This window comes from Variovorax humicola (assembly GCF_037889915.1).
Classification (GTDB): domain Bacteria; phylum Pseudomonadota; class Gammaproteobacteria; order Burkholderiales; family Burkholderiaceae_C; genus Variovorax; species Variovorax humicola.
This window is the reverse complement of sequence record NZ_JBBKZV010000007.1, coordinates 136,132-158,018: the sequence shown is the minus strand read 5'-3', so window position 1 is coordinate 158,018 and position 21,887 is coordinate 136,132. Positions and strand designations below refer to the sequence as shown.

The 21,887-nt window shown below is 65.5% G+C and carries 22 protein-coding genes and 3 pseudogenes; 11 read left to right on the top strand and 14 right to left on the bottom strand.

Annotation, left to right across the window (positions count from 1 at the left end; all coding sequences use genetic code 11):
• Position 1 precedes the first annotated feature (1 nt).
• Genes truB through WKW80_RS14800 form a run of 4 tightly spaced genes read left to right on the top strand, consistent with a single transcriptional unit; the run spans position 2 to position 4,548 of the window.
• Positions 2–961 carry a tRNA pseudouridine(55) synthase TruB gene (gene truB, locus WKW80_RS14815; protein ID WP_340364326.1) on the top strand — a complete coding sequence of 320 codons (960 nt, stop codon included), beginning with the start codon at positions 2–4 and terminating at the stop codon, positions 959–961.
• Positions 958–2,793, top strand: coding sequence for a translational GTPase TypA (typA, locus tag WKW80_RS14810; protein ID WP_340364325.1), 1,836 nt, complete (start codon positions 958–960; stop codon positions 2,791–2,793). Before truB ends, typA begins: the two co-directional genes overlap by 4 nt.
• Before the next feature lie 49 nt (positions 2,794–2,842).
• Complete coding sequence (locus WKW80_RS14805; protein WP_340364324.1) at positions 2,843–3,661, top strand: hypothetical protein; 819 nt, start codon at positions 2,843–2,845, stop codon at positions 3,659–3,661.
• The gene (locus tag WKW80_RS14800) at positions 3,658–4,548 is read left to right on the top strand and encodes a DMT family transporter (RefSeq protein WP_340364323.1); all 891 of its coding nucleotides are present in this window, start codon (positions 3,658–3,660) and stop codon (positions 4,546–4,548) included. Before WKW80_RS14805 ends, WKW80_RS14800 begins: the two co-directional genes overlap by 4 nt.
• A gap of 317 nt (positions 4,549–4,865) precedes the next feature.
• Here WKW80_RS14800 and WKW80_RS14795 read toward each other — a convergent pair whose 3' ends face one another.
• The 5 genes and pseudogenes from WKW80_RS14795 to smpB all read right to left on the bottom strand — a co-directional run bounded on the left by WKW80_RS14795 (position 4,866) and on the right by smpB (position 7,578).
• The gene (locus WKW80_RS14795; protein ID WP_340364322.1) at positions 4,866–5,255 is read right to left on the bottom strand and encodes a COG4315 family predicted lipoprotein; all 390 of its coding nucleotides are present in this window, start codon (positions 5,253–5,255) and stop codon (positions 4,866–4,868) included.
• 64 nt (positions 5,256–5,319) lie between these two features.
• Positions 5,320–5,997: an anti-sigma factor family protein gene (locus WKW80_RS14790; protein WP_340364321.1), complete on the bottom strand. Its 678-nt coding sequence runs from the start codon at positions 5,995–5,997 to the stop codon at positions 5,320–5,322.
• A gap of 90 nt (positions 5,998–6,087) precedes the next feature.
• Positions 6,088–6,601 (bottom strand): annotated as a pseudogene (locus WKW80_RS14785) (sigma-70 family RNA polymerase sigma factor).
• 14 nt (positions 6,602–6,615) lie between these two features.
• Positions 6,616–7,004, bottom strand: a pseudogene (locus tag WKW80_RS14780) (COG4315 family predicted lipoprotein).
• Between the two features lie 94 nt (positions 7,005–7,098).
• Positions 7,099–7,578, bottom strand: a complete 480-nt coding sequence (gene smpB / locus WKW80_RS14775; protein WP_340364320.1) for an SsrA-binding protein SmpB — start codon at positions 7,576–7,578, stop codon at positions 7,099–7,101.
• Positions 7,579–7,640: 62 nt separating this feature from the next.
• On the opposite strand from smpB, the gene WKW80_RS14770 reads away from it, so the two are divergent.
• Both WKW80_RS14770 and WKW80_RS14765 read left to right on the top strand, forming a co-directional pair.
• Positions 7,641–8,093 carry a type II toxin-antitoxin system RatA family toxin gene (locus WKW80_RS14770; protein WP_340364319.1) on the top strand — a complete coding sequence of 151 codons (453 nt, stop codon included), beginning with the start codon at positions 7,641–7,643 and terminating at the stop codon, positions 8,091–8,093.
• Complete coding sequence (locus WKW80_RS14765; RefSeq protein WP_340364318.1) at positions 8,093–8,422, top strand: RnfH family protein; 330 nt, start codon at positions 8,093–8,095, stop codon at positions 8,420–8,422. The genes WKW80_RS14770 and WKW80_RS14765 overlap by 1 nt, the downstream gene beginning before the upstream one ends.
• Positions 8,423–8,428: 6 nt before the next feature.
• On the opposite strand, the gene WKW80_RS14760 is transcribed toward WKW80_RS14765, so the two are convergent.
• Positions 8,429–8,950: a DUF4124 domain-containing protein gene (locus WKW80_RS14760; RefSeq protein ID WP_340364317.1), complete on the bottom strand. Its 522-nt coding sequence runs from the start codon at positions 8,948–8,950 to the stop codon at positions 8,429–8,431.
• Positions 8,951–9,114: 164 nt separating this feature from the next.
• Between WKW80_RS14760 and guaB the strand changes: the two genes are divergently transcribed.
• The 5 genes and pseudogenes from guaB (at position 9,115) to WKW80_RS14735 (ending at position 14,655) form a co-directional block, all read left to right on the top strand.
• Positions 9,115–10,584 carry an IMP dehydrogenase gene (gene guaB / locus WKW80_RS14755; RefSeq protein ID WP_340364316.1) on the top strand — a complete coding sequence of 490 codons (1,470 nt, stop codon included), beginning with the start codon at positions 9,115–9,117 and terminating at the stop codon, positions 10,582–10,584.
• 9 nt (positions 10,585–10,593) lie between these two features.
• Positions 10,594–12,204, top strand: a complete 1,611-nt coding sequence (guaA, locus tag WKW80_RS14750) for a glutamine-hydrolyzing GMP synthase (RefSeq protein ID WP_340364315.1) — start codon at positions 10,594–10,596, stop codon at positions 12,202–12,204.
• A gap of 266 nt (positions 12,205–12,470) precedes the next feature.
• A pseudogene (locus tag WKW80_RS14745) lies at positions 12,471–12,742 on the top strand (tyrosine-type recombinase/integrase); the annotation flags it as partial.
• 154 nt (positions 12,743–12,896) lie between these two features.
• The gene (locus WKW80_RS14740; RefSeq protein WP_340364420.1) at positions 12,897–13,718 is read left to right on the top strand and encodes a type IV toxin-antitoxin system AbiEi family antitoxin domain-containing protein; all 822 of its coding nucleotides are present in this window, start codon (positions 12,897–12,899) and stop codon (positions 13,716–13,718) included.
• On the top strand, positions 13,702–14,655 hold the full coding sequence (locus tag WKW80_RS14735) for a nucleotidyl transferase AbiEii/AbiGii toxin family protein (protein ID WP_340364314.1): 954 nt from the start codon (positions 13,702–13,704) through the stop codon (positions 14,653–14,655). Before WKW80_RS14740 ends, WKW80_RS14735 begins: the two co-directional genes overlap by 17 nt.
• On the opposite strand, the gene WKW80_RS14730 is transcribed toward WKW80_RS14735, so the two are convergent.
• The 8 genes from WKW80_RS14730 to WKW80_RS14695 are packed head-to-tail and all read right to left on the bottom strand — an operon-like array spanning position 14,588 to position 21,853.
• Entirely contained in the window at positions 14,588–14,941 is a 354-nt protein-coding gene (locus WKW80_RS14730; RefSeq protein WP_340364313.1) for a RidA family protein, read from the bottom strand. The genes WKW80_RS14735 and WKW80_RS14730 overlap by 68 nt on opposite strands.
• A 57-nt stretch (positions 14,942–14,998) precedes the next feature.
• Positions 14,999–16,144 carry an NAD(P)/FAD-dependent oxidoreductase gene (locus WKW80_RS14725; RefSeq protein WP_340364312.1) on the bottom strand — a complete coding sequence of 382 codons (1,146 nt, stop codon included), beginning with the start codon at positions 16,142–16,144 and terminating at the stop codon, positions 14,999–15,001.
• Positions 16,134–17,510, bottom strand: a complete 1,377-nt coding sequence (locus tag WKW80_RS14720; RefSeq protein WP_340364419.1) for an FAD/NAD(P)-dependent oxidoreductase — start codon at positions 17,508–17,510, stop codon at positions 16,134–16,136. The genes WKW80_RS14725 and WKW80_RS14720 overlap by 11 nt, the downstream gene beginning before the upstream one ends.
• Before the next feature lie 37 nt (positions 17,511–17,547).
• A complete protein-coding gene (locus WKW80_RS14715; protein ID WP_340364311.1) occupies positions 17,548–17,925 on the bottom strand; it encodes a (2Fe-2S)-binding protein in 378 nt (125 codons plus the stop codon).
• Positions 17,915–19,045, bottom strand: coding sequence for an NAD(P)/FAD-dependent oxidoreductase (locus WKW80_RS14710; protein WP_340364310.1), 1,131 nt, complete (start codon positions 19,043–19,045; stop codon positions 17,915–17,917). Before WKW80_RS14710 ends, WKW80_RS14715 begins: the two co-directional genes overlap by 11 nt.
• Before the next feature lie 10 nt (positions 19,046–19,055).
• The gene (locus WKW80_RS14705) at positions 19,056–19,853 is read right to left on the bottom strand and encodes an ABC transporter permease (protein WP_340364309.1); all 798 of its coding nucleotides are present in this window, start codon (positions 19,851–19,853) and stop codon (positions 19,056–19,058) included.
• 28 nt (positions 19,854–19,881) lie between these two features.
• Positions 19,882–20,793: an ABC transporter permease gene (locus WKW80_RS14700; RefSeq protein ID WP_340364308.1), complete on the bottom strand. Its 912-nt coding sequence runs from the start codon at positions 20,791–20,793 to the stop codon at positions 19,882–19,884.
• Positions 20,786–21,853 carry an ABC transporter ATP-binding protein gene (locus tag WKW80_RS14695; protein WP_340364307.1) on the bottom strand — a complete coding sequence of 356 codons (1,068 nt, stop codon included), beginning with the start codon at positions 21,851–21,853 and terminating at the stop codon, positions 20,786–20,788. Before WKW80_RS14695 ends, WKW80_RS14700 begins: the two co-directional genes overlap by 8 nt.
• Between the last annotated feature and the right edge of the window lie 34 nt (positions 21,854–21,887).

Sequence of the window (21,887 nt, the reverse complement as noted above, 5' to 3'; positions counted from 1 at the left end):
CATGCACGCGCCACGCACAAGGGTGCAGCGGCGCCCTGTGCATGGGGTGTTGCTGCTCGACAAGCCGCTGGGACTTTCCAGCAACCAGGCCTTGCAAAAGGCCAAGTGGCTGTTGCGCGCCGAGAAGGCGGGGCACACGGGCACGCTCGATCCGTTGGCGACCGGCGTCTTGCCGCTGTGCTTTGGCGCCGCGACAAAATTCAGCCAATTGCACCTCGACGCTGACAAGTCCTACGAAGCCACGGCTCGCCTGGGCGTGAAGACATCCACCGGCGATGCCGAAGGCGATGTGATCGTGCAGCGTACGGTCCATGTGACGCCTGAAGACCTCGCGCGCGTCGAAACGCAGTTCACTGGCCCGTTGCGACAGGTGCCGCCAATGCACAGCGCGCTCAAGAAAGACGGCAAGGCGCTCTACGAATACGCCCGCGAGGGCATCGAGGTCGAACGTGCCGCGCGCGACGTCGTGATCCACAAGTTGAAGCTGACCGAAGCGGTCGAAAAGGCCACCATCAAGATTCTCGCGACCGTCAGCAAGGGTACCTACATCCGCACGCTCGGCGAGGACATCGGCGAGGCGCTGGGCTGCGGCGCGCACCTCACGTCGCTGCGGCGCGTCGCCACCGGCGACTTCGACACATCGCAATGCATCACGCTTGAAGCGCTCGAAGCCATGAGCGAAGAAGAACGCCTTGCGCAACTTCTGCCGGCCGAAGCCCTGGTCGCTGGCCACAGCCGTGTCACGCTCGGCGCCGAAGATGCGGCGCGTTTCCTGTCGGGCCTGCGCCGCCGTGGCCAGTGGCCCGACGCGAGCGAAGTCGCCGTGTTCGGCAGCGAACCTGCAGCCTTCCTCGGCACGGCACATGTCGCTGCCAACGAACTGATCCCGGGGCGCTTGCTGAACCCCATCGAAATCCAGCAAATCCTTTTGAACGCAACTCCTTGCGAGACGACACCATGAGTACCAAGCAAATCCGCAACATCGCCATCATTGCCCACGTGGACCATGGCAAGACCACCATGGTCGACCAACTGCTGCGCCAGTCCGGCACCTTCGCCGAACACGAGAAAGTGGTCGACACCGTGATGGACAACAACGCGATCGAAAAAGAACGCGGCATCACCATCCTCGCAAAGAACTGCGCGGTGACCTGGCAGGGCACGCACATCAACATCGTCGACACCCCGGGCCACGCGGACTTTGGCGGCGAAGTGGAACGTGCGCTGTCGATGGTCGACGGCGTGGTGCTCTTGATCGATGCGCAGGAAGGTCCGATGCCGCAGACGCGTTTCGTGACCAAGAAGGCGCTGGCCCTGGGCCTCAAGCCCATCCTGGTCGTGAACAAGGTCGACAAGCCGGGCGCCAATCCGGACAAGGTGGTCAACGCTGCGTTCGACCTTTTCGACAAGCTCGGCGCCACCGATGAACAGCTCGATTTCCCCGTGGTCTATGCCTCTGGCATCAACGGCTGGTCGTCGCTCGAAGAAGGCCCGCAGGGCGAGCAGTGGGGTCCCGACATGTCGGCCCTGTTCGACACCATCCTGCAGCACGTGCCCTCGCAGAATGGCGACCCGGACGCGCCGTTGCAACTGCAGATTTCCGCACTCGACTTCTCGACTTTCGTCGGCCGCATCGGCGTGGGCCGCATCAGCCAGGGCACGTTGAAGCCGATGATGGACGTGGTGGTGATGGAAGGGCCGGACGGCAAGCAGGTGAAGGGCCGCATCAATCAGGTTCTGACCTTCCAGGGTCTGGACCGCGTGCAGGCCACCGAAGCGGGCCCGGGTGAGATCGTGCTGATCAACGGCATTACCGACATCGGCATCGGCGTGACCGTGACCGACCCCACCAACCCTGCGCCGCTGCCGATGCTCAAGGTCGACGAGCCGACGCTGACCATGAACTTCTGCGTCAACACCAGCCCGCTGGCCGGCCGCGAAGGCAAGTTCGTCACCAGCCGCCAGATCTGGGATCGCCTGCAGAAGGAACTGCAGCACAACGTTGCGCTGCGCGTGAACGAGACCGACGAGGAGGGTGTGTTCGAAGTCATGGGCCGCGGTGAACTGCACCTGACGATCCTGCTGGAGAACATGCGCCGCGAAGGCTACGAGATGGCTGTGTCGAAGCCGCGCGTGGTGTTCCGGAACGTCGACGGCGAGAAGCACGAGCCGATCGAGCTGGTCACGGCGGACATCGAAGAGCAGCATCAGGGTGGCGTGATGCAGGCACTGGGCGAACGCAAGGGCGAACTGGTCAACATGGAACCGGACGGCCGTGGCCGCGTGCGCCTGGAGTACCGCATTCCGGCGCGCGGCCTGATCGGCTTCACCAACGAATTCCTGAACCTGACGCGCGGCTCGGGCCTCATCAGCAACATCTTCGACAGCTACGAGCCGCACAAGGGTGAAATCGGCAGCCGCAAGAACGGCGTGCTGATCTCGATGGACGACGGTGAGATCTTCACCTACGCCCTCGGCAAGCTGGACGACCGCGGCCGCATGTTCGTGCGCGCCAACGACCCGGTATACGAGGGCATGATCGTCGGCATTCATAGCCGCGACAACGACCTGGTGGTGAACGCCACGCGCACCAAGCAGCTCACCAACTTCCGTGTCTCGGGCAAGGAAGACGCGATCAAGATCACGCCGCCGATCGAACTCACGCTCGAATACGGCGTGGAATTCATCGAGGACGACGAACTGGTCGAAATCACCCCGAAGAGCGTGCGCCTGCGCAAGCGCTACCTGAAGGAACATGAGCGCAAGCGCGCTTCCCGCGAAACGGTCGCCTGAGGCGGACCGGGCGAGCGCGAAGGCCGTGCGATGCGCGGCCGAAGCAGCCGTGGCCGCATGCGCCCGGCGCTGGAAGCAGGCCATCGCTGCCGCGGCGGTGCTGGTCGCAAGTTTCCTGGCGCCCATCGCGCATGCCGCCGGCGACCTGCCCCTCACCGCGCATGCGCAAGCCGGCCAAGCCTTCGACGGCCTGCGTGCGCTGCACCCGGAAGAGATGCCGCGCCTCGCGGATGCGCAGGGCGGGGTCGTGCTGCGGCTGCTGGGCGATTCGACGCGCTTCCTGGACGTTGTGGGCTATGCGACCGAGGACATCGGCGCATTGTCGGAGGTCTGCGACCGCGCCAAGGCCGGTATCACGGGATACATGAGCTTCCAGGCGGTGCAGAAGGGCGAGCTCGACGCAAAGGCCGTGGTCCGCAACATCATCGAGTACCAGGACGAACTCGCGGTGCTGCAGCCGTTCCTGGCGCGCTGCATCGCAAGGCAGATTCCGCTTGCCGAGGCCATGCTGCGCAAGATCGGCGCGACCCAGGCGTCGCAGTTGCGGCTGGGTGGGTTGAAGCGCAGCCAGACTTCGCTGTTGCAGCTCTACGCCGGCCTCTCTGCCTGCTATGCCGACACGCGCCTCGGAACTGCTTATTGCGGGCTGCTCGACACGATGGCCGAGCTGGCGCCGGTGCATGCGCGCGCATTGCCGCTCGTTTCGCGTGCCTTTGTCGTTCGCGTGCTTCCGCCGTCAGAGCAGTTGCCTGCGGGGTCGCAGCGCGACGCGATGCGGCGAATCCTCGATGCGATGAGCGACCTTCAATGCGCCGGACTTTGCCTGCTTGCTGGCGGCGACAGCAAGCCGACTTCGGGCAAACCATGAAGCTGCCGCACGCGCGCGCCGTCTGGCTCATGGTGGTCGTGACCTTGATGTGGGCCACAGCCGGCGTGGTGACACGTCACCTCGAGGCGGCGCGCAGTTTCGAAGTCACTTTCTGGCGCAGCCTGTTCACGGTGCTGGCCTTGCTGGTGATCCTGCCCGCGTGGCGGGGACGAGCCGTGTTCGTCAGGATCCGTCAGGGCGGCACCGCGTTGTGGGTGTCGGGGGCGTGCTGGAGCGTGATGTTCACGGCGTTCATGGTGGCGCTCACCATCACGTCGACGGCAAATGTGCTGGTCACGATGTCGGTGGGTCCGCTATTCACCGCATTGGCGGCGCGCATCTTCATCGGCCACAGGCTCGCCGCACGCACCTGGGGCGCCATTGCGGTGGCCGGTGCCGGCATTGCGTGGATGTACGGCCAGCAGTTCGGCGAGGGCCCCATGACCGGCACCTTCGTCGCGCTGTGCGTGCCGCTTGCGCTCGCCTGCAACTGGACGGTGGTGCAGCATGCCCATGCGACCGGACACGACGTCGACCTGGTGCCTGCGGTACTCATCGGCGCGGCGTTGTCGGCCCTGCTGACGTTGCCGCTCGCATGGCCGCTGCGGGCCAATGCACATGATCTGGGCTTGCTTGCATTTCTCGGCCTGTTTCAGCTCGCCATACCTTGCGTTCTCTCGGTGCTTTGCGCCAAGGTGCTCAAGGCGCCCGAAGTGGCCTTGCTGTCATTGCTCGAGGTGATTTTTGGAATCGGATTTGCCTGGGTGGGCGCGAATGAAGCGCCCGCATCCAGCGTCCTGACCGGCGGCACGCTCGTGATCGGCGCGCTGGTAGCAAACGAACTGCTGGGCCTGCGCGAACGGCTGAGTGCTCCGGCCGCTGCTTGAAATAAAACACCCCCGAAGCGCCTGCGGCGCCTCCCCCTTTCCAGGGGGCACACCCGGCGGCCCGGCAAAGCCGGTTCCGCGGAGGAAACGAAACACCCCCGAAGCGCCTGCGGCGCCTCCCCCTTGAGGGGTCACACCCGGCGGCCCGGCAAAGCCGGTTCCGCGGGTGCCCACGAACAGACTTCGCCGTGCTCGTCCTGGCATATGTTGCGGGGCACGCCGTAGCGTGGCGGAAAACTGATACGACGGGTCTCGGGACGTCGGGTCAAGATGCCAGGCAGGCAAGCGGTTGGCGGCCGGGCAGGCCGCTCCCGAGATCAGGGCTTTGCAACAGCCCAGGCGCCGCCGACGCCGTCACCGGTCTTGTCGCCGGCCTTCGTGTCCTTGGACCAGTAGTAGAGGGGCCAGCCCTTGTAGGCCCACTGCTTCTTGCCGTCGTCACGCATGACGATGGTGTAGGGGCCCATCGGCTGCTTGGGCGAGTCGGGCGCAATCAGCGGCGGCCAGTTGGTGGCGCAGACGCCGTTGCAGACCGACTTGCCGCTGTTGGCGGTGTCCTTGTTGAAGGTGTAGAGCGTCATGCCATTCGGGCCGATCAGCACGCCGTCGGCGGTGCGGGTCGGTGCGTCGGGTGCACGGGACATGCTGCCGCAGCCGGAAAGCAGGGCCACCGCGACGACGGAAGCGCTGAACAGTTTGGTGATCATGATGATGTTTCTCCTTCGGTTAAGAAATCGCCGCAACAAAAAGCGTTGATTGCGAAATGGCAGTTTATGCCGGACCCAACTGACGATAGACCAATGTCGCCAGATTCAGCAACGTTGCCCGCGGCACCGGACCGGCGATCGCATAGCCGAAGCCGCGGTCGACCCAGTAGAAGCTGGGCACCGGACCGTCGGACGAGAAGCGGAACGCTGTTTCCTGCGAGGCAGAGGTGCCGGCGTTCGGTTCGGTCGCCGCCAGCGTGCCGACATAGAGCGTGACGCGTTCGCCAGCGGTGTTTTCGAACATGAACTGCGCCCGCGCGCCACGGTCGCCCGGCAACAGGCGACCACCGACCAGCACATAGCCCTGGCTCGACAGATCGGGCAATTGCAAAGGCTTGTCGAGCCGCTTGGAGAGCCATTGCAGCAGGTGCTGCTGCTCGGTTGCGGCGACTTCGACGGGATGGCGTTTTTCCGGGGCGTAGACGGCATGGGCAACCGACGCTGCATGCACGAATTCGCGCGTTGCGCCGCCAGCCTTGGCCAGTCTGGCGCCTGCGTATGTCGCAGACCATTGGCTGTTCGCCAGCCAGCCGGCGCCAAAGGCCAGCAGCACACCTGCAGCCATGCCGCCCCAGCGCGCCCAGTTCGCACGGCGGGCGTGGCGCGCGGCGGTGACGCCGGCCGCGGCGAGCAGGGCCGGCGGTACTGGCTCGGCCAGCACATCCTGATGCAGTCGACGCAAGGCTTCGCGCTGCGCGTACCAGGCTTGCTGGTCGTCGCCGGCGTCGCCGGCGTTGTCAGGAGGGGGGCGGGACGGTTCATGGGCAGGTCGTCATTTGAGGCGGCGCAGGCCGGCATGGGGCGCGGACGCGGCGGCCGTCCCTTCCATCAATTCGTGCAGGCGGCTGCGGGCACGCGAGAGGCGCGACATCACTGTGCCGGGTGGTATGGCCAGCACCTTGGCCACTTGCGCGTAGTTGAGGTCCTCCAGCGCCACCAGCAGCAGCACGGCGCGCTGGTCTTCGGGGAGTAGAAGCAGGCAGCGTTGCAGGTCATGGCCTGGTCGTGCGGCCCGCCGGCGGCGCGCAACTCGTGCGCGGCATCGGCGATGTCGATCACGACGCGCGCAGGCGGGGCGCGGCGCATCTGGCTGGCGAAGACGTTGTGCATGATCGTGACGAGCCATGCGCGCAAGTCGGTGCCGATGGTCCAGAGGCGCCACTTGCTTCAGGCGCGTTCGAGCGTGTCCTGCACCAGGTCGTCGGCGGCCCAGGCGTCGCCGGTCAGTGGGCCCGCGCGTAGCGGCGCAGGCTTGGAATGTGGTCGACCAGCGCGCGTGGATCCATCGAGACTCAGGCCATCATGGCTTGGCGACTTTCCAGGTGCCGTTCACGCCGTCGCCGGTCTTGTCGCCGGCCTTGGTGTCCTTGATCCAGTAGTTGAGCGGCCAGCCCTTCGATGCCCACTGCTTCTTGCCATCGTCGCGCGTGACGATGGACAGGTCGCCGGCCGGCTTGTCGCTGTCCGCGGCCATCAGCGGCGGCCAGTTGGTGGCGCACTGGCCATTGCGGACCGATTTGCCACTGCCATCGAATCCTTGTCGAAGGTGTACAGCGTCATGCCGTTGGGGCCGACGAGCACGCCGTCAGCCGGCTTCGGCTGGGCCGATGCTGGAAACGCGACGAAGCCGCTGAAGATCGTGGCATAGACGATCAGTGCAGTGGCGGGCTGGCGGATGGAAGGCGGCATGCAAGGCTCCTGTGTGGACGCGTCGCCAACCATTGGCGACGACTCATGCATAAACGCCGGCCGGCACTGGTTTATTCCATCGGTGGAAAAAATCTCAGCGGTTTCGGCTCTTCATTGCGCGCTCGACCTCGCGCTTGCCTTCGCGGTCCTTGATGGTATCGCGCTTGTCATGCTCGGCCTTGCCCTTGGCCAGCGCGATCTCGCACTTCACCTTGCCCGCTTTCCAGTGGAGGTTCAGCGGCACCAGGGTGTAGCCCTTCTGCTCGACCTTGCCGGTGAGGCGGCGGATCTGTTCCTTGTGCAGCAGCAGCTTCTTGGTGCGGATCGAGTCGGGCGTGGTGTGGGTCGAGGCGCTGCGCAGCGGATTGATCTGGCAGCCGACGATGAACATCTCGCCGTCGCGGATCATCACGTAGCCATCGGTGAGTTGCACCTTGCCTTCGCGCAGCGACTTCACTTCCCAGCCTTCCAGCACCATGCCAGCCTCGAAGCGCTCCTCGAAGAAGTAGTTGTACGCAGCCTTCTTGTTGTCGGCGATGCGTGTGGAGGGGTCTGCTTTTTTCTTGGTGGCCATGGTGCTTGATTTGGGTCTGCATGGCTTCAATACAATCCGTCGCGCACGCTCGTGCCCATTCTATGAAAACCGTCCACAAGTCCGTCCTGATCTGGTACAGCGCCGAGGAGATGTATGCATTGGTGACGGATGTAGCCCGGTATCCCGAGTTCCTGCCGTGGTGCGATCGTTCCAGGGTGATCAGCGAGGATGACCACGGAATGACGGCCGAGGTCGGCCTTGCATTCGGCGGCATCCATCAGAGCTTCACCACCCGCAATACGCAAGTGCCGGGGCGCGAAGTCCACCTCAAGCTGATCAGCGGGCCGTTCTCCAACCTCGATGGCCTCTGGAAGTTCCAGCCCGTGGGCGACGAGGGCGAACGGGCCTGCCGGGTCGATCTGAACCTGACTTACAGCTTCAGCAATTTCGCGCTCGAGAAACTGGTTGGACCGGTGTTCGACAAGATCGCATCCAGCCTGGTCGAGGCGTTTGTCAAGCGCGCCGAGCAGGTCTACGACAAGCCGCCCGCCTGATGCAGATCACGCTGGTTTATTCGCCGGCGCCGCGCGAAGTCTTCGAGCAGGTGTTGACGCTGCCTGACCACGCAACGGCGCGGGACGCTGTGCTTGCCAGCGCGTTGCCAATGCAATTTCCCGCGTTGGATTGGGCCGCGATGCCCGCAGGTGTCTGGGGCCGGGCCGTTGCGTGGCAGCAAGCGTTGAACGACGGGGATCGCCTCGAGTTGTGCCGGCCGCTCACCGTCGACCCGAAAGTGGCACGGCGTGAACGCTTTCGCCGGCAGGGAGCGCGTACGACCGGACTGTTCGCCAAACGGCGCGAGGGCGGCAAGCCGGGTTATTGAGCCCGCCTACCTGCAGTCGCGGTCGATCGCGGATTGCGCGCGTTGCAACTCGGCGGCGCGTTGACTGTCGTCCAGGAATTCGCGCTCGCCCTGGGCGTTGACGCGTGCGACGCGAAGGCCGCTGTCGAACGTGGCCTTGCTCTGGCGTGCCTGTACGCAATTGTCGGCCCTGGCCCTGGCCACCCTCTCGGCCTCGACTGCCTTCCTTGCCCTCTCGGCCTCCGCGGCCTTGCGCGCCTTTTCCTCGAGTTCCTTGTCGACTCCGGTGGGTTTGGGCCCATTCGCGGCGGGCTTGGCCGTTGTGGCCGCAGCGTCCGCGTCGGCTGCCGGCGCGGGACTGGTGCTCACGCGGGGCGCGCCTGCAGCGCGGGTCGGACGGCGAAGGATGTTCTTTTCCGGCACGTCGAGCGGCGGCGGCTGGTCGCTGAAAACCGTCTTGCCGGCGTTGTCGACCCATTGCCATTGCGCGCTCGCGGCCAACGGCAGCACACAGGCGAAACCAAGAACCAGGGCATGCGCGAGTTTCATGGACGGAAGTTTAGGGGCTGTGTGAGGTTTTGTAACGGCGTTGTTGTGGGGAGTTAACGATTGGCGTGGAAGTTTCAAACATTGTGAGGGAAAGGCCGAACGACTGGGTGTGTCCGGGTTACTACGGACCGATCGTTACAATCCGTCTTTTGGAGCCTTACCTCATGCGCCTTCTCGGCAAAGCGCTCACCTTCGACGACGTGTTGTTGGTGCCAGCGTACTCCCAGGTCCTGCCCAAGGACACCTCCCTTGCGACCCGACTCTCCCGCAACATCACTTTGAACATTCCGCTGGTATCGGCGGCAATGGACACCGTGACCGAAGCGCGCCTCGCGATCGCGATTGCGCAGGAGGGCGGCATCGGTATCGTCCACAAGAACCTGACGGCCCAGCAGCAGGCCGCCGAGGTCGCCAGGGTCAAGCGCTATGAATCCGGCGTGCTGCGCGATCCGGTCGTGATCACGCCGACGCACACCGTTCGCCAGGTGATGGCCCTGTCGGACCAGCTCGGTATTTCGGGCTTTCCGGTCTTGGATGCCGGCAAGGTGGTCGGCATCGTGACCGGGCGGGATCTGCGGTTCGAGAGCCGCTACGACGTGCCAGTGACCGAAATCATGACGCGCCGCGAAAAGCTCATCACCGTGCCAGACGGCACCACGCTGGCCGAGGCCAAGGCGCTGCTCAACAAGCACAAGCTGGAGCGGTTGCTGGTCATCAACGGCGAATGGGAGCTCAAGGGCCTGATCACCGTCAAGGACATCACAAAGCAGACCAGCTTCCCGAACGCGGCGCGGGATGCCTCGGGCCGTTTGCGCGTGGGCGCGGCGGTGGGGGTGGGCGAGGGGACCGAGGAGCGCGTCGAAGCGCTGGTGAAGGCCGGCGTCGATGCCATCGTGGTCGACACGGCGCATGGTCACAGCGCCGGTGTGATCGAGCGGGTGCGCTGGGTCAAGAACAATTATCCGCAGGTCGACGTGATCGGCGGCAACATCGCCACCGGCGACGCAGCGCGTGCGCTGGCCGATGCGGGTGCCGATGCGGTCAAGGTCGGCATCGGGCCCGGCTCGATCTGCACGACGCGCATCGTGGCAGGCGTGGGCGTGCCGCAGATCATGGCGGTCGACAGCGTGGCGACGGCCCTGCAGGGCACCGGCGTGCCGTTGATCTCCGACGGTGGTGTGCGCTACTCGGGCGACATCGCCAAGGCCATTGCCGCGGGCGCCAGCACGGTGATGATGGGCAGCATGTTCGCCGGCACCGAAGAGGCGCCGGGCGAAATCGTGCTGTACCAGGGCCGCAGCTACAAGAGCTACCGTGGCATGGGCAGCATCGGCGCGATGCAGCAGGGCAGCGCCGACCGCTACTTCCAGGAGTCGACCACCGGCAACCCGAACACCGACAAGCTGGTGCCCGAGGGCATCGAAGGCCGCGTGCCGTACAAGGGCTCGATCGTCTCCATCGTCTACCAGATGGCCGGCGGCGTGCGCGCCAGCATGGGCTATTGCGGCTGCGCGACCATCGCCGACATGCAGAACAAGGCCGAGTTCGTGGAGATCACCTCCGCTGGCATTCGGGAGAGCCACGTGCATGACGTGCAGATCACGAAGGAAGCGCCGAACTACCGGGCAGAGTGATCCACGTACATGTCACACCAAAAGATCCTCATCCTCGACTTCGGATCGCAAGTCACCCAACTGATCGCCCGCCGCGTGCGCGAGGCGCATGTTCTGAGCGAAGTGCATCCCTGCGACGTCACCGACGAATGGGTGCGTGAATATGCGAGGGACGGCTCGCTCAAGGGCGTGATCCTGTCCGGCAGCCACGCGAGCGTCTATGAAGACACAACCGACAAGGCGCCGCAGGCGGTGTTCGACCTGGGCGTGCCGGTTCTGGGCATCTGCTACGGCATGCAGACCATGGCGCACCAGTTGGGCGGCAAGGTCGAGGGCGGCCACAAGCGCGAGTTCGGCTTTGCGGCGGTGCGCGCGCGTGGCCACACCGAACTGCTGAAGGACATCGCCGACTTCAGCACGCCGGAGGGCCACGGCATGCTCAACGTCTGGATGAGCCACGGCGACAAGGTCACCGAGCTGCCGCCTGGCTTCAAGCTGATGGCGTCGACCGACAGCTGCCCGATCGCGGGCATGGCCGATGAGACGCGCCACTTCTACGCGGTGCAGTTTCATCCCGAAGTCACGCACACGCAGCAGGGCCAGGCCATTCTCGAACGCTTCGTGCTCGGCATCTGCGGCGCGAAGCCGGATTGGGTGATGCGCGACCACATTGCCGAAGCCGTCGAGCAGATCCGCGAGCAGGTCGGCGACGAAGAAGTCATCCTTGGTCTCTCGGGCGGCGTCGATTCATCGGTGGCTGCAGCGCTGATCCATCGCGCGATCGGGGACCAGCTCACCTGCGTGTTCGTCGACCACGGCCTGCTGCGCCTGAACGAAGGCGACATGGTCATGGACATGTTCGTCGGCAAGCTGCACGCGAAGGTGATCCGCGTGGACGCGAGCGACTTGTTCCTCGGCAAGCTCGCGGGCGTGAGCGACCCGGAGGCCAAGCGCAAGATCATCGGGGGCGAGTTCGTCACCGTGTTCAAGCAGGAGGCCGCGAAGCTCACCAGTGCGGGCGCGAAGGGCGCGAAGTGGCTGGCGCAAGGCACCATCTACCCGGACGTGATCGAGTCCGGCGGCGCGAAAAGCAAGAAGGCCGTCACGATCAAGAGCCACCACAACGTCGGCGGCCTGCCGGAACAGTTGGGGCTGAAACTGCTGGAGCCGCTGCGCGATCTCTTCAAGGACGAAGTGCGCGAACTAGGGGTGGCGCTCGGCCTGCCACCCGAGATGGTCTACCGCCACCCGTTCCCGGGCCCGGGCCTCGGCGTCCGCATCCTTGGCGAAGTGAAGAAGGAATACGCCGAACTGCTGCGCCGTGCCGATGCGATCTTCATCGAGGAGCTTCGCAACTTCAAGGATGACTCCGGCAAGACCTGGTACGACCTCACGAGCCAGGCCTTCACGGTGTTCCTGCCGGTAAAGAGCGTGGGCGTTATGGGCGATGGCCGCACCTACGACTACGTGGTGGCATTGCGCGCCGTGCAGACCAGCGACTTCATGACGGCCGACTGGGCCGAGTTGCCGTACGCGCTGCTCAAGAAGGTGTCCGGGCGGATCATCAACGAGGTGCGCGGGATCAACCGGGTGACCTACGACGTGAGTTCGAAGCCGCCGGCGACGATCGAGTGGGAGTGAATTGGCGTCCTTGAGGGACTATCGCCAGTTATCGAAAAATCACCGTAAGTCGTTGATTTGTAAAAATTTTCGTCTCGTGGCTGTCGGTGGCTGTCGGTGGCTATCGCCGGCCAGCAAAACAGGTTGACGGTAGAACTGACGGTAGGAGCCAGCGGCTGGGATCAAGACCCTCCCGTTTACTACTGAGACCAAATCGGTCTTTGATCGCAACCTTCGTGCCGAAGGATCGCGCCCTGTCGCCGCTGGAAATCAGGCTGATGGCGCGGGCTGGCCTGCCGTTGGAACCCTTCACCGTCCATGACCTGCGCCGTACCGGCTCCACGTTGCTGAACACCGCGATTGGATCGAGAAGTGCCTGGCGCACGAGGAAGTTCGTTCCTCGCGCTCGGTCTACAACAAGGCCGAGTACGCTGAGCAGCGGCGCCACATTCTGCAGGAGGGGTCGGACATGGTGGATGCCTGGATAGATGGCCGTACCCACGTCCCGAAACTGTTCCCGGAGAACATGGTGGTGCCGGTGCCGAGTGCGGCCTTGTGAGGGAGGGCGGCGCAATGCTTCACTTCGGAAGACTGTCGCCGAGCAGGGGATGGTTCATCTTTGTTGTAATAAGATCACTGTGAGTGATCATGTTTTAAATCATTTAAACCAGCGCAGCTTGGCAGGAGTTCATGAAAGCTGTATTTTGATTACCATGGGTGATCAAAATACCGGAAAACTGAACCGCCTGCTGGCCGAGTTGGGCGACACGCGCCTGGTTTCCAGCCGGTGGCTGCGGGCGCATAACTACTCCAACAGCCTTGTCGCGCGCTACGTGGGCAGTGCCTGGTTGGTGTCGCCGGCGCGCGGCGTCTACATGCGCAAGGGCGGGCGCCTGCAATGGGAGGGGGTGATCCGCAGCTTGCAGGCCGGAGAAGGGGTGCCGCTGCATGTCGGAGGCCGCTTCGCGCTGGCCCTGCAGGGACACGAGCACTACCTGCGCCTGGGCGACGCAGGGACGATCACTCTTTATGGGCCGGAACGGCCGCCGGGCTGGGTAGGCAAACTGTCGTTGAAGGAGCGCCTCGAATTTCAGGGCAAGGGGCCGTTCGATCTGCCTGCCGTGCAGTTCACGGACGAGGTTTCCGAGTCCGTCCTGACGGAGCAGGGCTTAGCTCGGCACCGCGCTGGTTCGGGCGCCGACGCTCTGGTGTGCTCCACACCCGAGCGGGCCATGCTGGAGCTGTGCGATAGCGTCTCGGATGCGGCACTGGTCTACGAGGCCGATGCGCTGATGCAGGCCATGACCACGTTGAGGCCGCAGCGGGTTGGCGTGCTGCTGCGCCACTGCCGCAGCATCAAGGCCAAGCGGCTGTTCCTGGCCTTGGCCGAGCGCCATCGGCATGCGTGGCTGTCGCACGTGCCCCTTGATGGGGTCGATCTGGGCCGGGGCAAGCGCGCGCTGGTGCCCGGTGGGCACCTGCATCCGACCTATCAGATCACGTTGCCGGGAGATCTCGATGAGCACCTGGCTTGAACAGTGGGACCGGCGCTATACCGACCGGGTGCGGTTGCTGGTCGAGATCCTGCCGGGACTGGCACAGGAGCCGCGCTTCGCGCTAAAGGGCGGCACGGCCATCAACCTCTTCGAGCATGACCTTCCGCGGTTGTCGGTGGACATCGATCTGGCTTGGCTGCCGGTCCACGACTTCGCCGAGGATGCGAGGCTGATCGTGGAGGCGCTTGGGCGACTGGCCGATGCGCTGCGCGCTCGGCCTCTGCAACTGCAGGTGCAGTTGTCGGCAGGCGAGGGCACGGGGACGGTCACGCGGCTGGTGGCCAGCCGTGGCCGCGCGCGTGTGCAAATCGAGACGATGCCGGTCATGCGCGGAACGGTGCATCCGGTGCGCAGCATGGTCGTGCGCCCAAGGGTGGAGGAGGCATTCGGCTTCGCCGAGGTGCAGGTGCTGGATTTCGCCGACCTCTATGCCGGCAAGCTGGCTGCGGCGCTGTCGCGACAGCATCCCCGCGATCTTTTCGATGTTGGCCTGTTGCTGGAGGACGAACGGGCAGACCAAGCGCTCTGGCGAACTTTTCTCGTCTACCTGACCTGCAGCCCCAAACCCGCCTGGGAGATGCTGGCGCCTCGAGTGCCAGCGGACTTCCCCGCGACGTTCGACGCGCATTTCAAGGGTATGACGGCTGAGCCCATCGATGCGGAAGCCCTGCTGGAAAGCCGCGAACGCTTGCTCGCGCACGTCGCCGGGTGGCTGGACGGGCCGTCGTGTGCGTTCCTGCGTTCTGTAGAAGGCGAACAACCGGACTTCGGCTTGATCGGCCTTCCGCATGCGGCCGAATTGCCGGCTGTGCGGCGCAAGCTGCACAACCTGGCGCAGCGCACTGCAGTCAAGCGCATGGCAGATCGCGGCCAGTTGGAAGAAACGCTGGCGCGAATCCTTGATTCGTGCAGGTAGCACGTGTCGGCACCGCGTTGGCTGAGACCCAGGCTTCCCAAACAGCGTTTAGACCGGCGAAATCACGATCAATGTCCTTGAGCCAGATCTGTGCGCTCAGGATCTTTTCCTTGCTGCTACCGACACCGGCCAGACGTGCGTCGATGGTGTCGAGCACGCTTCTTGTCTGCGCGGTGATGTCGCCGTCGCGCACGGCGGAGGTGATGCCGGCCAGGTAGACGACGCCGTTGTGCACGACGGTACGGGACAGGCGGGGAGTGGATTCGTAGCGCTGGATGTCAGACATTGAATAGTCTCTCTTTGCGGATGCTGGTGTCGAAGCGAAGGGCCGGCAGCAGGCGGGTCAATGCATGGAGGCTTGCGCAAATCTGTCCACGGCAAACGGCGCGATCGGCAAGGTGCTGTGCCCATCGAGCACCAGCTCTGAAACGATCTGCCCACCAATGGGTCCGAGTTCGAACCCGTGGGCAGAGAAGCCGAAAGCGTGCACCAGTTGCGGCGCATGGCGGCTGAGGCTGATGACGGGAATCTGGTCGGGCATGAAGGCCTCGACGCCGGCCCAGGCGCGCACAACGTTGATGCCGGCGAGATGCGGGAACAGGTCCGTCACTGTCTTTGCACTCGAAGGAAGCTTCAGAAAGTCGACCTCGCCGTAGCGGCGCACCACATCTGCGGCGCAGCGCAGGCCTCCGCCGATGAGCACCGTTCCGTTGGCGAACTGCTTGAAGGAAAGCGGCCGGCCTGCCGCACCCAGCACCGGGTCGATGAAATGCTGGACGCGCTGCGTGATCATCAGCATCAGGCCGCCCGGCTTCATCGGCACCACGTCGCCCGCCTGCGCTGCAAAGTCCCCGGACCAGGCTCCAGCGGCGTTGACCAGCCAAGGCGCGGTGAAGATGCCGCGCGGCGTAGTGACCTGCCACTGGCTGCCTACACGTTCGATCGTCTGCGCGGGCGTGGCTTCGTGAAACTGCGCACCCAGCCGCTGAGCCGCCTGGCGGAAGGCTGTCACGACCCGATAAGGCACGGCATGGCCGTCGTCTTCGACCCAGATGCCACCGACGACGTGAGGCGCCAGACGTGGCGCGATCTCGCGAACTTGCTGTGCATCGACGATGACTTCGTGCGTGAAGCCAAGCGCGTTCAGCTCGGCCACGCGGCTGCGCAGCGTGGCCAGTTCCTGCGGCGTTTCGGCGATCTGCAATTGGCCGCTTGGCACAAAGGTGCCGTCTTCACCGAGCAACTCGGGCAGGCGGTGCCAGAGTTCCAGCGAGGCGCGTGCCAGTGGTACCTCGGCGTGATGGCGACCCAGTGTGCGCACGCCGCCGGCGTTGACGCCCGAGGCGTGGCGCGCGCAATAGTCGGATTCCAGCAGCGTGACCTTCGCACCGCGGCGCGAAAGGTGAAACGCACTCGACGTGCCATGAAAGCCGCCCCCGATGACGATGACGTCGCTGCCCATCGGTAGCCCGGCGTTTTCAGGCTTCATGGGCGAGCTCTCCAAGAGTGATGGGCTTGATCGGCGGACGGATGCGGAAGTAGCCGGTCTCGCCGGGCGACACGCCGCGCGCGTCGGCAATCACTTCGGTCACCGTCAGCCCGCACTGCCGGCCCTGGCACGGCCCCATGCCGCAGCGGCCGAAGCTCTTGGCCTGGTTGGGGCCGGTGCAACCAATCCCGACGTAGCCGCGGATGTCGCCGGCGGTGACCTCCTCGCAGCGGCAGACGATGGTGCCGTCCGCCGGAACGCGGTTGGCTTTTTTCGGGCGGTAGAGGGCGTCGAGGAAGGGCCGGATGAACAGGTGCTCGCGCATCTCGGCGCGCAGCGGATCGGCCAGGCTGTCCCGCGCGTGGGCGGCCAGCTTGCCGATTTGCGCGGCGGCGGCCAGCCCGGCGAGTTCGCCCTGCAGCGCGGCCACGCGGGCGCCGCCTATGCCGCCGCTGTCGCCCGCGACGAAGATGCCGGGCACATCGAGCTCTCCCCAGGCGTCGATGACGGGCGACCAGCAGAGCTGGGCCTCGTCCCACGCGTGCCGGGCGCGCAGCGACCAGGAGAACTGCGTGTTCGGCACCACCCCCTGGTGCAGCAGCACCAGCGGGCTGTCCACCTTGTGCAGGGTGCCACCGCTGGCAAAGCCCAGGCCGCCGGCCTTGCCGTCGCCCAGCACGTGCAGCTCTGTCGCGCTCTTGTAGAACGGCGCACCGGACTTCTTCAGCGCGGCCATGAGGGACAGGCCTTTCTTGAGGTAACGCCAGCCGGCCAGCGCGCCGCCCGCGTGGCGGATGGCGCGGCGGTAGTCGGCGCCGTCGGTGGTGTCGACGATGGCCGCGATCGGCACACCGGCGCGCACGTATTGCCAGCCGAGCAGGTAGAGCAGCGGCCCGCAGCCCGCCAGCACGACAGGTTGCGTGGGCGCCATGCCCGATCCCTTGAGCAGGATCTGCGCGGCACCGGCCGTCAGCACGCCGGGCAGCGTCCAGCCCGGGATGGGAAAGGGCCGCTCCATGGCACCCGTGCACAGCAGCACGCGATCGGCCTGGACGGATCGCACACCGCCGTCCTGCAAGTAGTGCACCTGGCGATCGGGCGTGACCTGCCAGACCGCGGCGCCGGTGATGTGGCGGGCGCCGCTGGCGCTGAAGTCCCTGGCCAGCGCCGCGCCGGCGCCGTAGTCAGGGCCGAGAATGTCCAGGCGCCCGGCGGGCACATTGGTGATGCCGCGGTAGATCTGGCCGCCGGCGGCGGGCTGCTCGTCGAGCAGCACGACACTGGCGCCGTGCTTGCGCGCGGCGATGGCCGCGGCCATGCCGGCGGGGCCGGCGCCGATGATGGCGATGTCGGCCATGTCGGCCATGTCGGCCGTGCGGCCGGGCTCCGTCCGGGGGAGTGCTTCAAACGCCATCGGGTGCCTCCATCGCCTGGGCGAGAGCCACGGCCGGATCCCTGGCTTCGGCGAGCAGGTCGCGCATGCCGTCCTGCGTGCGGATGGCCATGCCGGCCTCCAGCGGCACCAGGCAGCCCTGGCGGTTGGGCACGCCGTCGATCTCCAGCAGGCAGTCGAAGCACACGCCCATCATGCAGTAGGGTGCGCGGGCCTCGCCCGACACCGGCGAGTTGCGAAAGCGCTTGATGCCGCCAGCCAGCAGGGCGGCCGCGACGCTGGAGCCCACGGGCACCTGCAGCGGCTGGCCGTTGAGGGTGACGGCGACGGTCGCCGCGCCGGAAGCGCCGGCCTGGACCAGCGGGTGGAAGAGGGAATCAGTGGGCATGGCTGGGCCGGTAGTTGGGGTTCAAGAAGCGGGCGCCACGGAAGGCGCCGATCTCCTGGGGCTGCGGCGCGCCGCCAACCCAAGGCGCGACGCGGAACGCATGCGCGGCAGCCAGCGTGACGCCGCTATGGCAGGTGGTGACGAAAGCGCCCGGGTGCCGGGGAGACTCGTCGTAAATGGGAAAGCCATCGGGACTCATGACGCGCAGAGAACCCCAGGCTCGCACCAGGCGCAGGCCAGCGAGCACGGGGAAGGTGCGCACACCGCGCCGGGCGATATCGGCCAGCACGCTGGTAGTGACGTTGTCGTCGAAGCCCACCTCTTCCATCGAGTCGCCGAGCTGGATGGTGCCTTCGTCGGTCTGCCGTACGTTGAGCGTGGGGTAGGCAAGAAAGCGCGCGGCGCGCTCACCGATGAGCACTTGGCCTCGGTTGGGTGCCACGGGCGCGTGCAGGCCGATCTGCTCGGCCAGGCCGCGATTGCCGAGGCCGGCCGCGAGAACCACGCGCGGCGCCTGCCAGCGGCCTTCGATGGTGAAGAGGCTGCCGCCCGCGCGCGGCTGCGCGACAACGTTTTTCACCGGCTGGCCGCTGACGTATCGAACGCCGCGCTTGAGATTCGCCGCGTGCAATGCCCGCAGCAGCTTGAGCGGGTTGGTGTGGCCGTCCATCGGCGTGTAGCTGGCGCCGATCACCGCAGGGCCGATGGCCGGCACACGGGCCATGACTTCCTGCCGGTCCAGCATCTCGAACGGGTAGTCGCCGTCGAATTCATCCTGGATCGCCTGCATGCGTTGGCGCCGCCGCTCCTGCTCTTCGTCGGAGAAGGTGAAGCAGAAACCACCGGGCTGTTCCAACCGCACATCGACCCCGGTATCGTCGAGCAGCGCCTGGGCAAGTTGCGGCCAAAGGCCGGCCGAAGAGCGCGTCCAGCGGGCGTAAGGCGTCATGCCGCAGCCCTTGCCTTGCACCCAGACGAGGCCGAAGTTGCCGCGCGAGGCGCGAAAGGCCTGGTCGCCTTCGTCGAGCAGCGTGACCTTGGCGCCCTGTCGCCCGAGGCCGTAGGCCACTGCGCTGCCGACCAGGCCGCCGCCAATGACGATGACGTCGCTGATGTTCATCGTGCGGAGCTCAGTTCTTGCCGATCAGCACGCGATCCAGGCCGACGAGCCGGTCCATGACGACCATGACGACCAGCGTCCCGATGATCAGCACGGTAGCGACTGCGGCGACCAGCGGATCAATGGTCTGGGCGATCTGGTTGTACATGGCAACCGGCAAGGTGGTGGTGCCCGGCGTGGCGACGAAGACCGTCATGGTGAGTTCGTCAAAGCTCTGGATGAAGGCCAGCATCCAGCCTCCGGCTACGCCCGGCAGGATGAGCGGCAGCACCACGCGCCGGAAGGCGGTGAAGCGGGAAGCCCCCAGCGACAAGGCGGCGCGCTCCGCATCGCGGTCCAGCCCCGTGGCCGACGACAGCACCAACCGCAGCGCATAGGGAATGATCACGATGACATGTGTTGCGGCCAGCCAGGCGAAGGAGCCGGTGACGTTGATCGTCGTGAAGAAACGCAGGAAAGCCACGCCCAGCACCACGTGCGGGATCATCAGCGGCGACAGAAAGAAGCCCATCAGCACACCGCGGCCGGCGAACTTGTAGCGGGTCAGCGCCAGCGCTCCCGGCACGGCCAGCGTGATGGCGACGGTGGCCGATGCCAGGCCGAGCCAGAGCGAGAACCAGAAGGCGCGGATGATCTCGGTCGAGTCGAGGATGGCGCGGAACCAGCGTAGCGAAAAGCCTTCGGCGAAGGGCATGGAGATGAAGCCCTTGCCGGTGAAGGACACCAGCATCACCACCACCAGTGGCGCGATGATGAAGCCGATGAACAGGGCGTGGTAGAGCAACGAGAAGAAGCCGTTCTTGCGCATGGGGGAGTCCTTGGGTGTCCTGGGGTGCTCAGGCGTCGAAGACCTGGCTGAAGCGGCGCTCCACCCAGCGGTTGGCGCCGAGGATGATGAGCACGTTGGCCAGCAGCAGCAGCATGGCGATGGTGGCGCCCAGCGGCCAGTTCAGGGTGTTGAGGAACTCGTCGTAAGCGGCCGTGGCCACCACCTTGAGCTTGCGCCCGCCCAGCAGGGCCGGCGTGGCAAAGGCCGAAGCCGACAGGGCAAAGACAATGATGCAGCCCGAAAGGATGCCGGGCAGAAGCTGCGGCAGCATCACGCGCCAGAACACCTTGAGCGGCGGGGCGCCCAGCGACAGGCCGGCGTTTTCCACCTGCGGATCAAGCTTTTGCAGGTTGGCCCAGACCGAGATCACCATGAAGGGAATCAGCACGTGGGTCAGCGCGATAGCCACGCCGGTCATGGTGAAAAGCAGGCGCATCGGCTCGCTGACGATGCCCGTGGCTACAAGTGTGCTGTTGATCAGTCCGTCGTTGCCGAAGAGGATGGCCCAGCCCAGGGTGCGCACCACGACCGAGATCAGCAGCGGCCCGAGGATGACGATCAGAAAGAGTGCGCGCCAGGGACTCCTCATGCGCGCGAGGATCAGTGTCTCGGGTACGCCCAATACCACGCACATCAGCGTCACGCCCAGTGCCAAGCCACCGGTGCGCAGGAAGATCTCGTGGTAATAACCGTCGGAGAAGACTTCCAGGTAGTTGAGCCAGGTGTAGTCGGGAAGCACGCCGCGCGTGCCGTCGAAGGCGTGGAAGGACAGCAGCGCCGTCAGCAGCAAAGGCACGAGCAGCACGCCGATGAACAGCAGCAGGGCCGGCGAAGCCAATAGCCAAGGAGCGGCGCCCGCCCCTTCGGCGGATTTGCGGCGCGGCAGCGCAGCGGTCACGGCGATAGTTGCTTCAGCCATGAGCCACCTCCTGCTGGGGCAACACGCGCAGGTCGTCGTCGGACCAGCTCACGCCAACGGAGCTGCCTTCAGCCGGAGGCACCTCGCCGATGTTGGGCAGGCTTACGCTCATCAGGCCCATGGCGGTATCGACCTGCAGCATCCAGTGGTTGCCGAGAAAGACGCGCGTCTTGACCTGGCCGGGCACCCCGGCGCTGGCCGCGCCCAAGCGGAGTTTTTCAGGCCGAACGAAGACGTGCACGTCGCCATCGAGGCTGCGGCCGCCGTGAGGGATGTGGAGCTGGCGCTCGTTCACGTTGACGATGGCGCAGCGCTGGTTACTGGTAACGACGCGCCCGCGCAGCGAATTCGTCTTGCCGAGAAAGGTCGAGGCGAAGGTCGAGCCGGGTTGCTCGTAGGCTTCGAAAGGCATGGCGAGCTGCACGATCTTGCCGCCATGCATGACGGCGATGCGGTCGCTCATGGTCATGGCTTCGACCTGGTCGTGCGTGACCAGCAAAGTGGTGATCCCCAGGTGGCGCTGAATGGCACGCAACTCGATGTGCATGTCTTCGCGAAGCTTGGCGTCCAGGTTGGACATCGGCTCGTCCAGCAGCAACAGTTGCGGACGGATGGCCAGGGCGCGGGCGATGGCTACGCGTTGGCGCTGGCCGCCTGACAGCTCACGCGTGAAGCGCTTGCCTAGCCCGCCCAGGCGCACCAGGTCCAGCGTCTCGCCGATGCGCTGGGTGCGCTCGCTTCGGTTCATCCCGCGCATCTCCAGACCGAATCCGATGTTGGCTTCCACTGTCATGTGGGGAAACAGCGCATAGCTTTGGAACACCACGCCCATGCCGCGCTTTTCAGGACGCAGCGCGGTGATGTCCTGGCCGTCGAGCACGATGTTGCCGCGCGTGGGCTTCACGAAGCCGGCAATCATCTGCAGAGTGGTGGTCTTGCCGCAGCCCGAAGGGCCGAGCAGGGAAATGAACTCGCCCCGCTCGATGTCCAGGTCCAGCGACTCGACCGCGACGAAATCGTCGAAGTGCCTGGTGAGTTTCTTGAGGGAGAGGAAGGTCATGGTGTACAGAGGTGGCTTTGGGCTGCCGGATAAG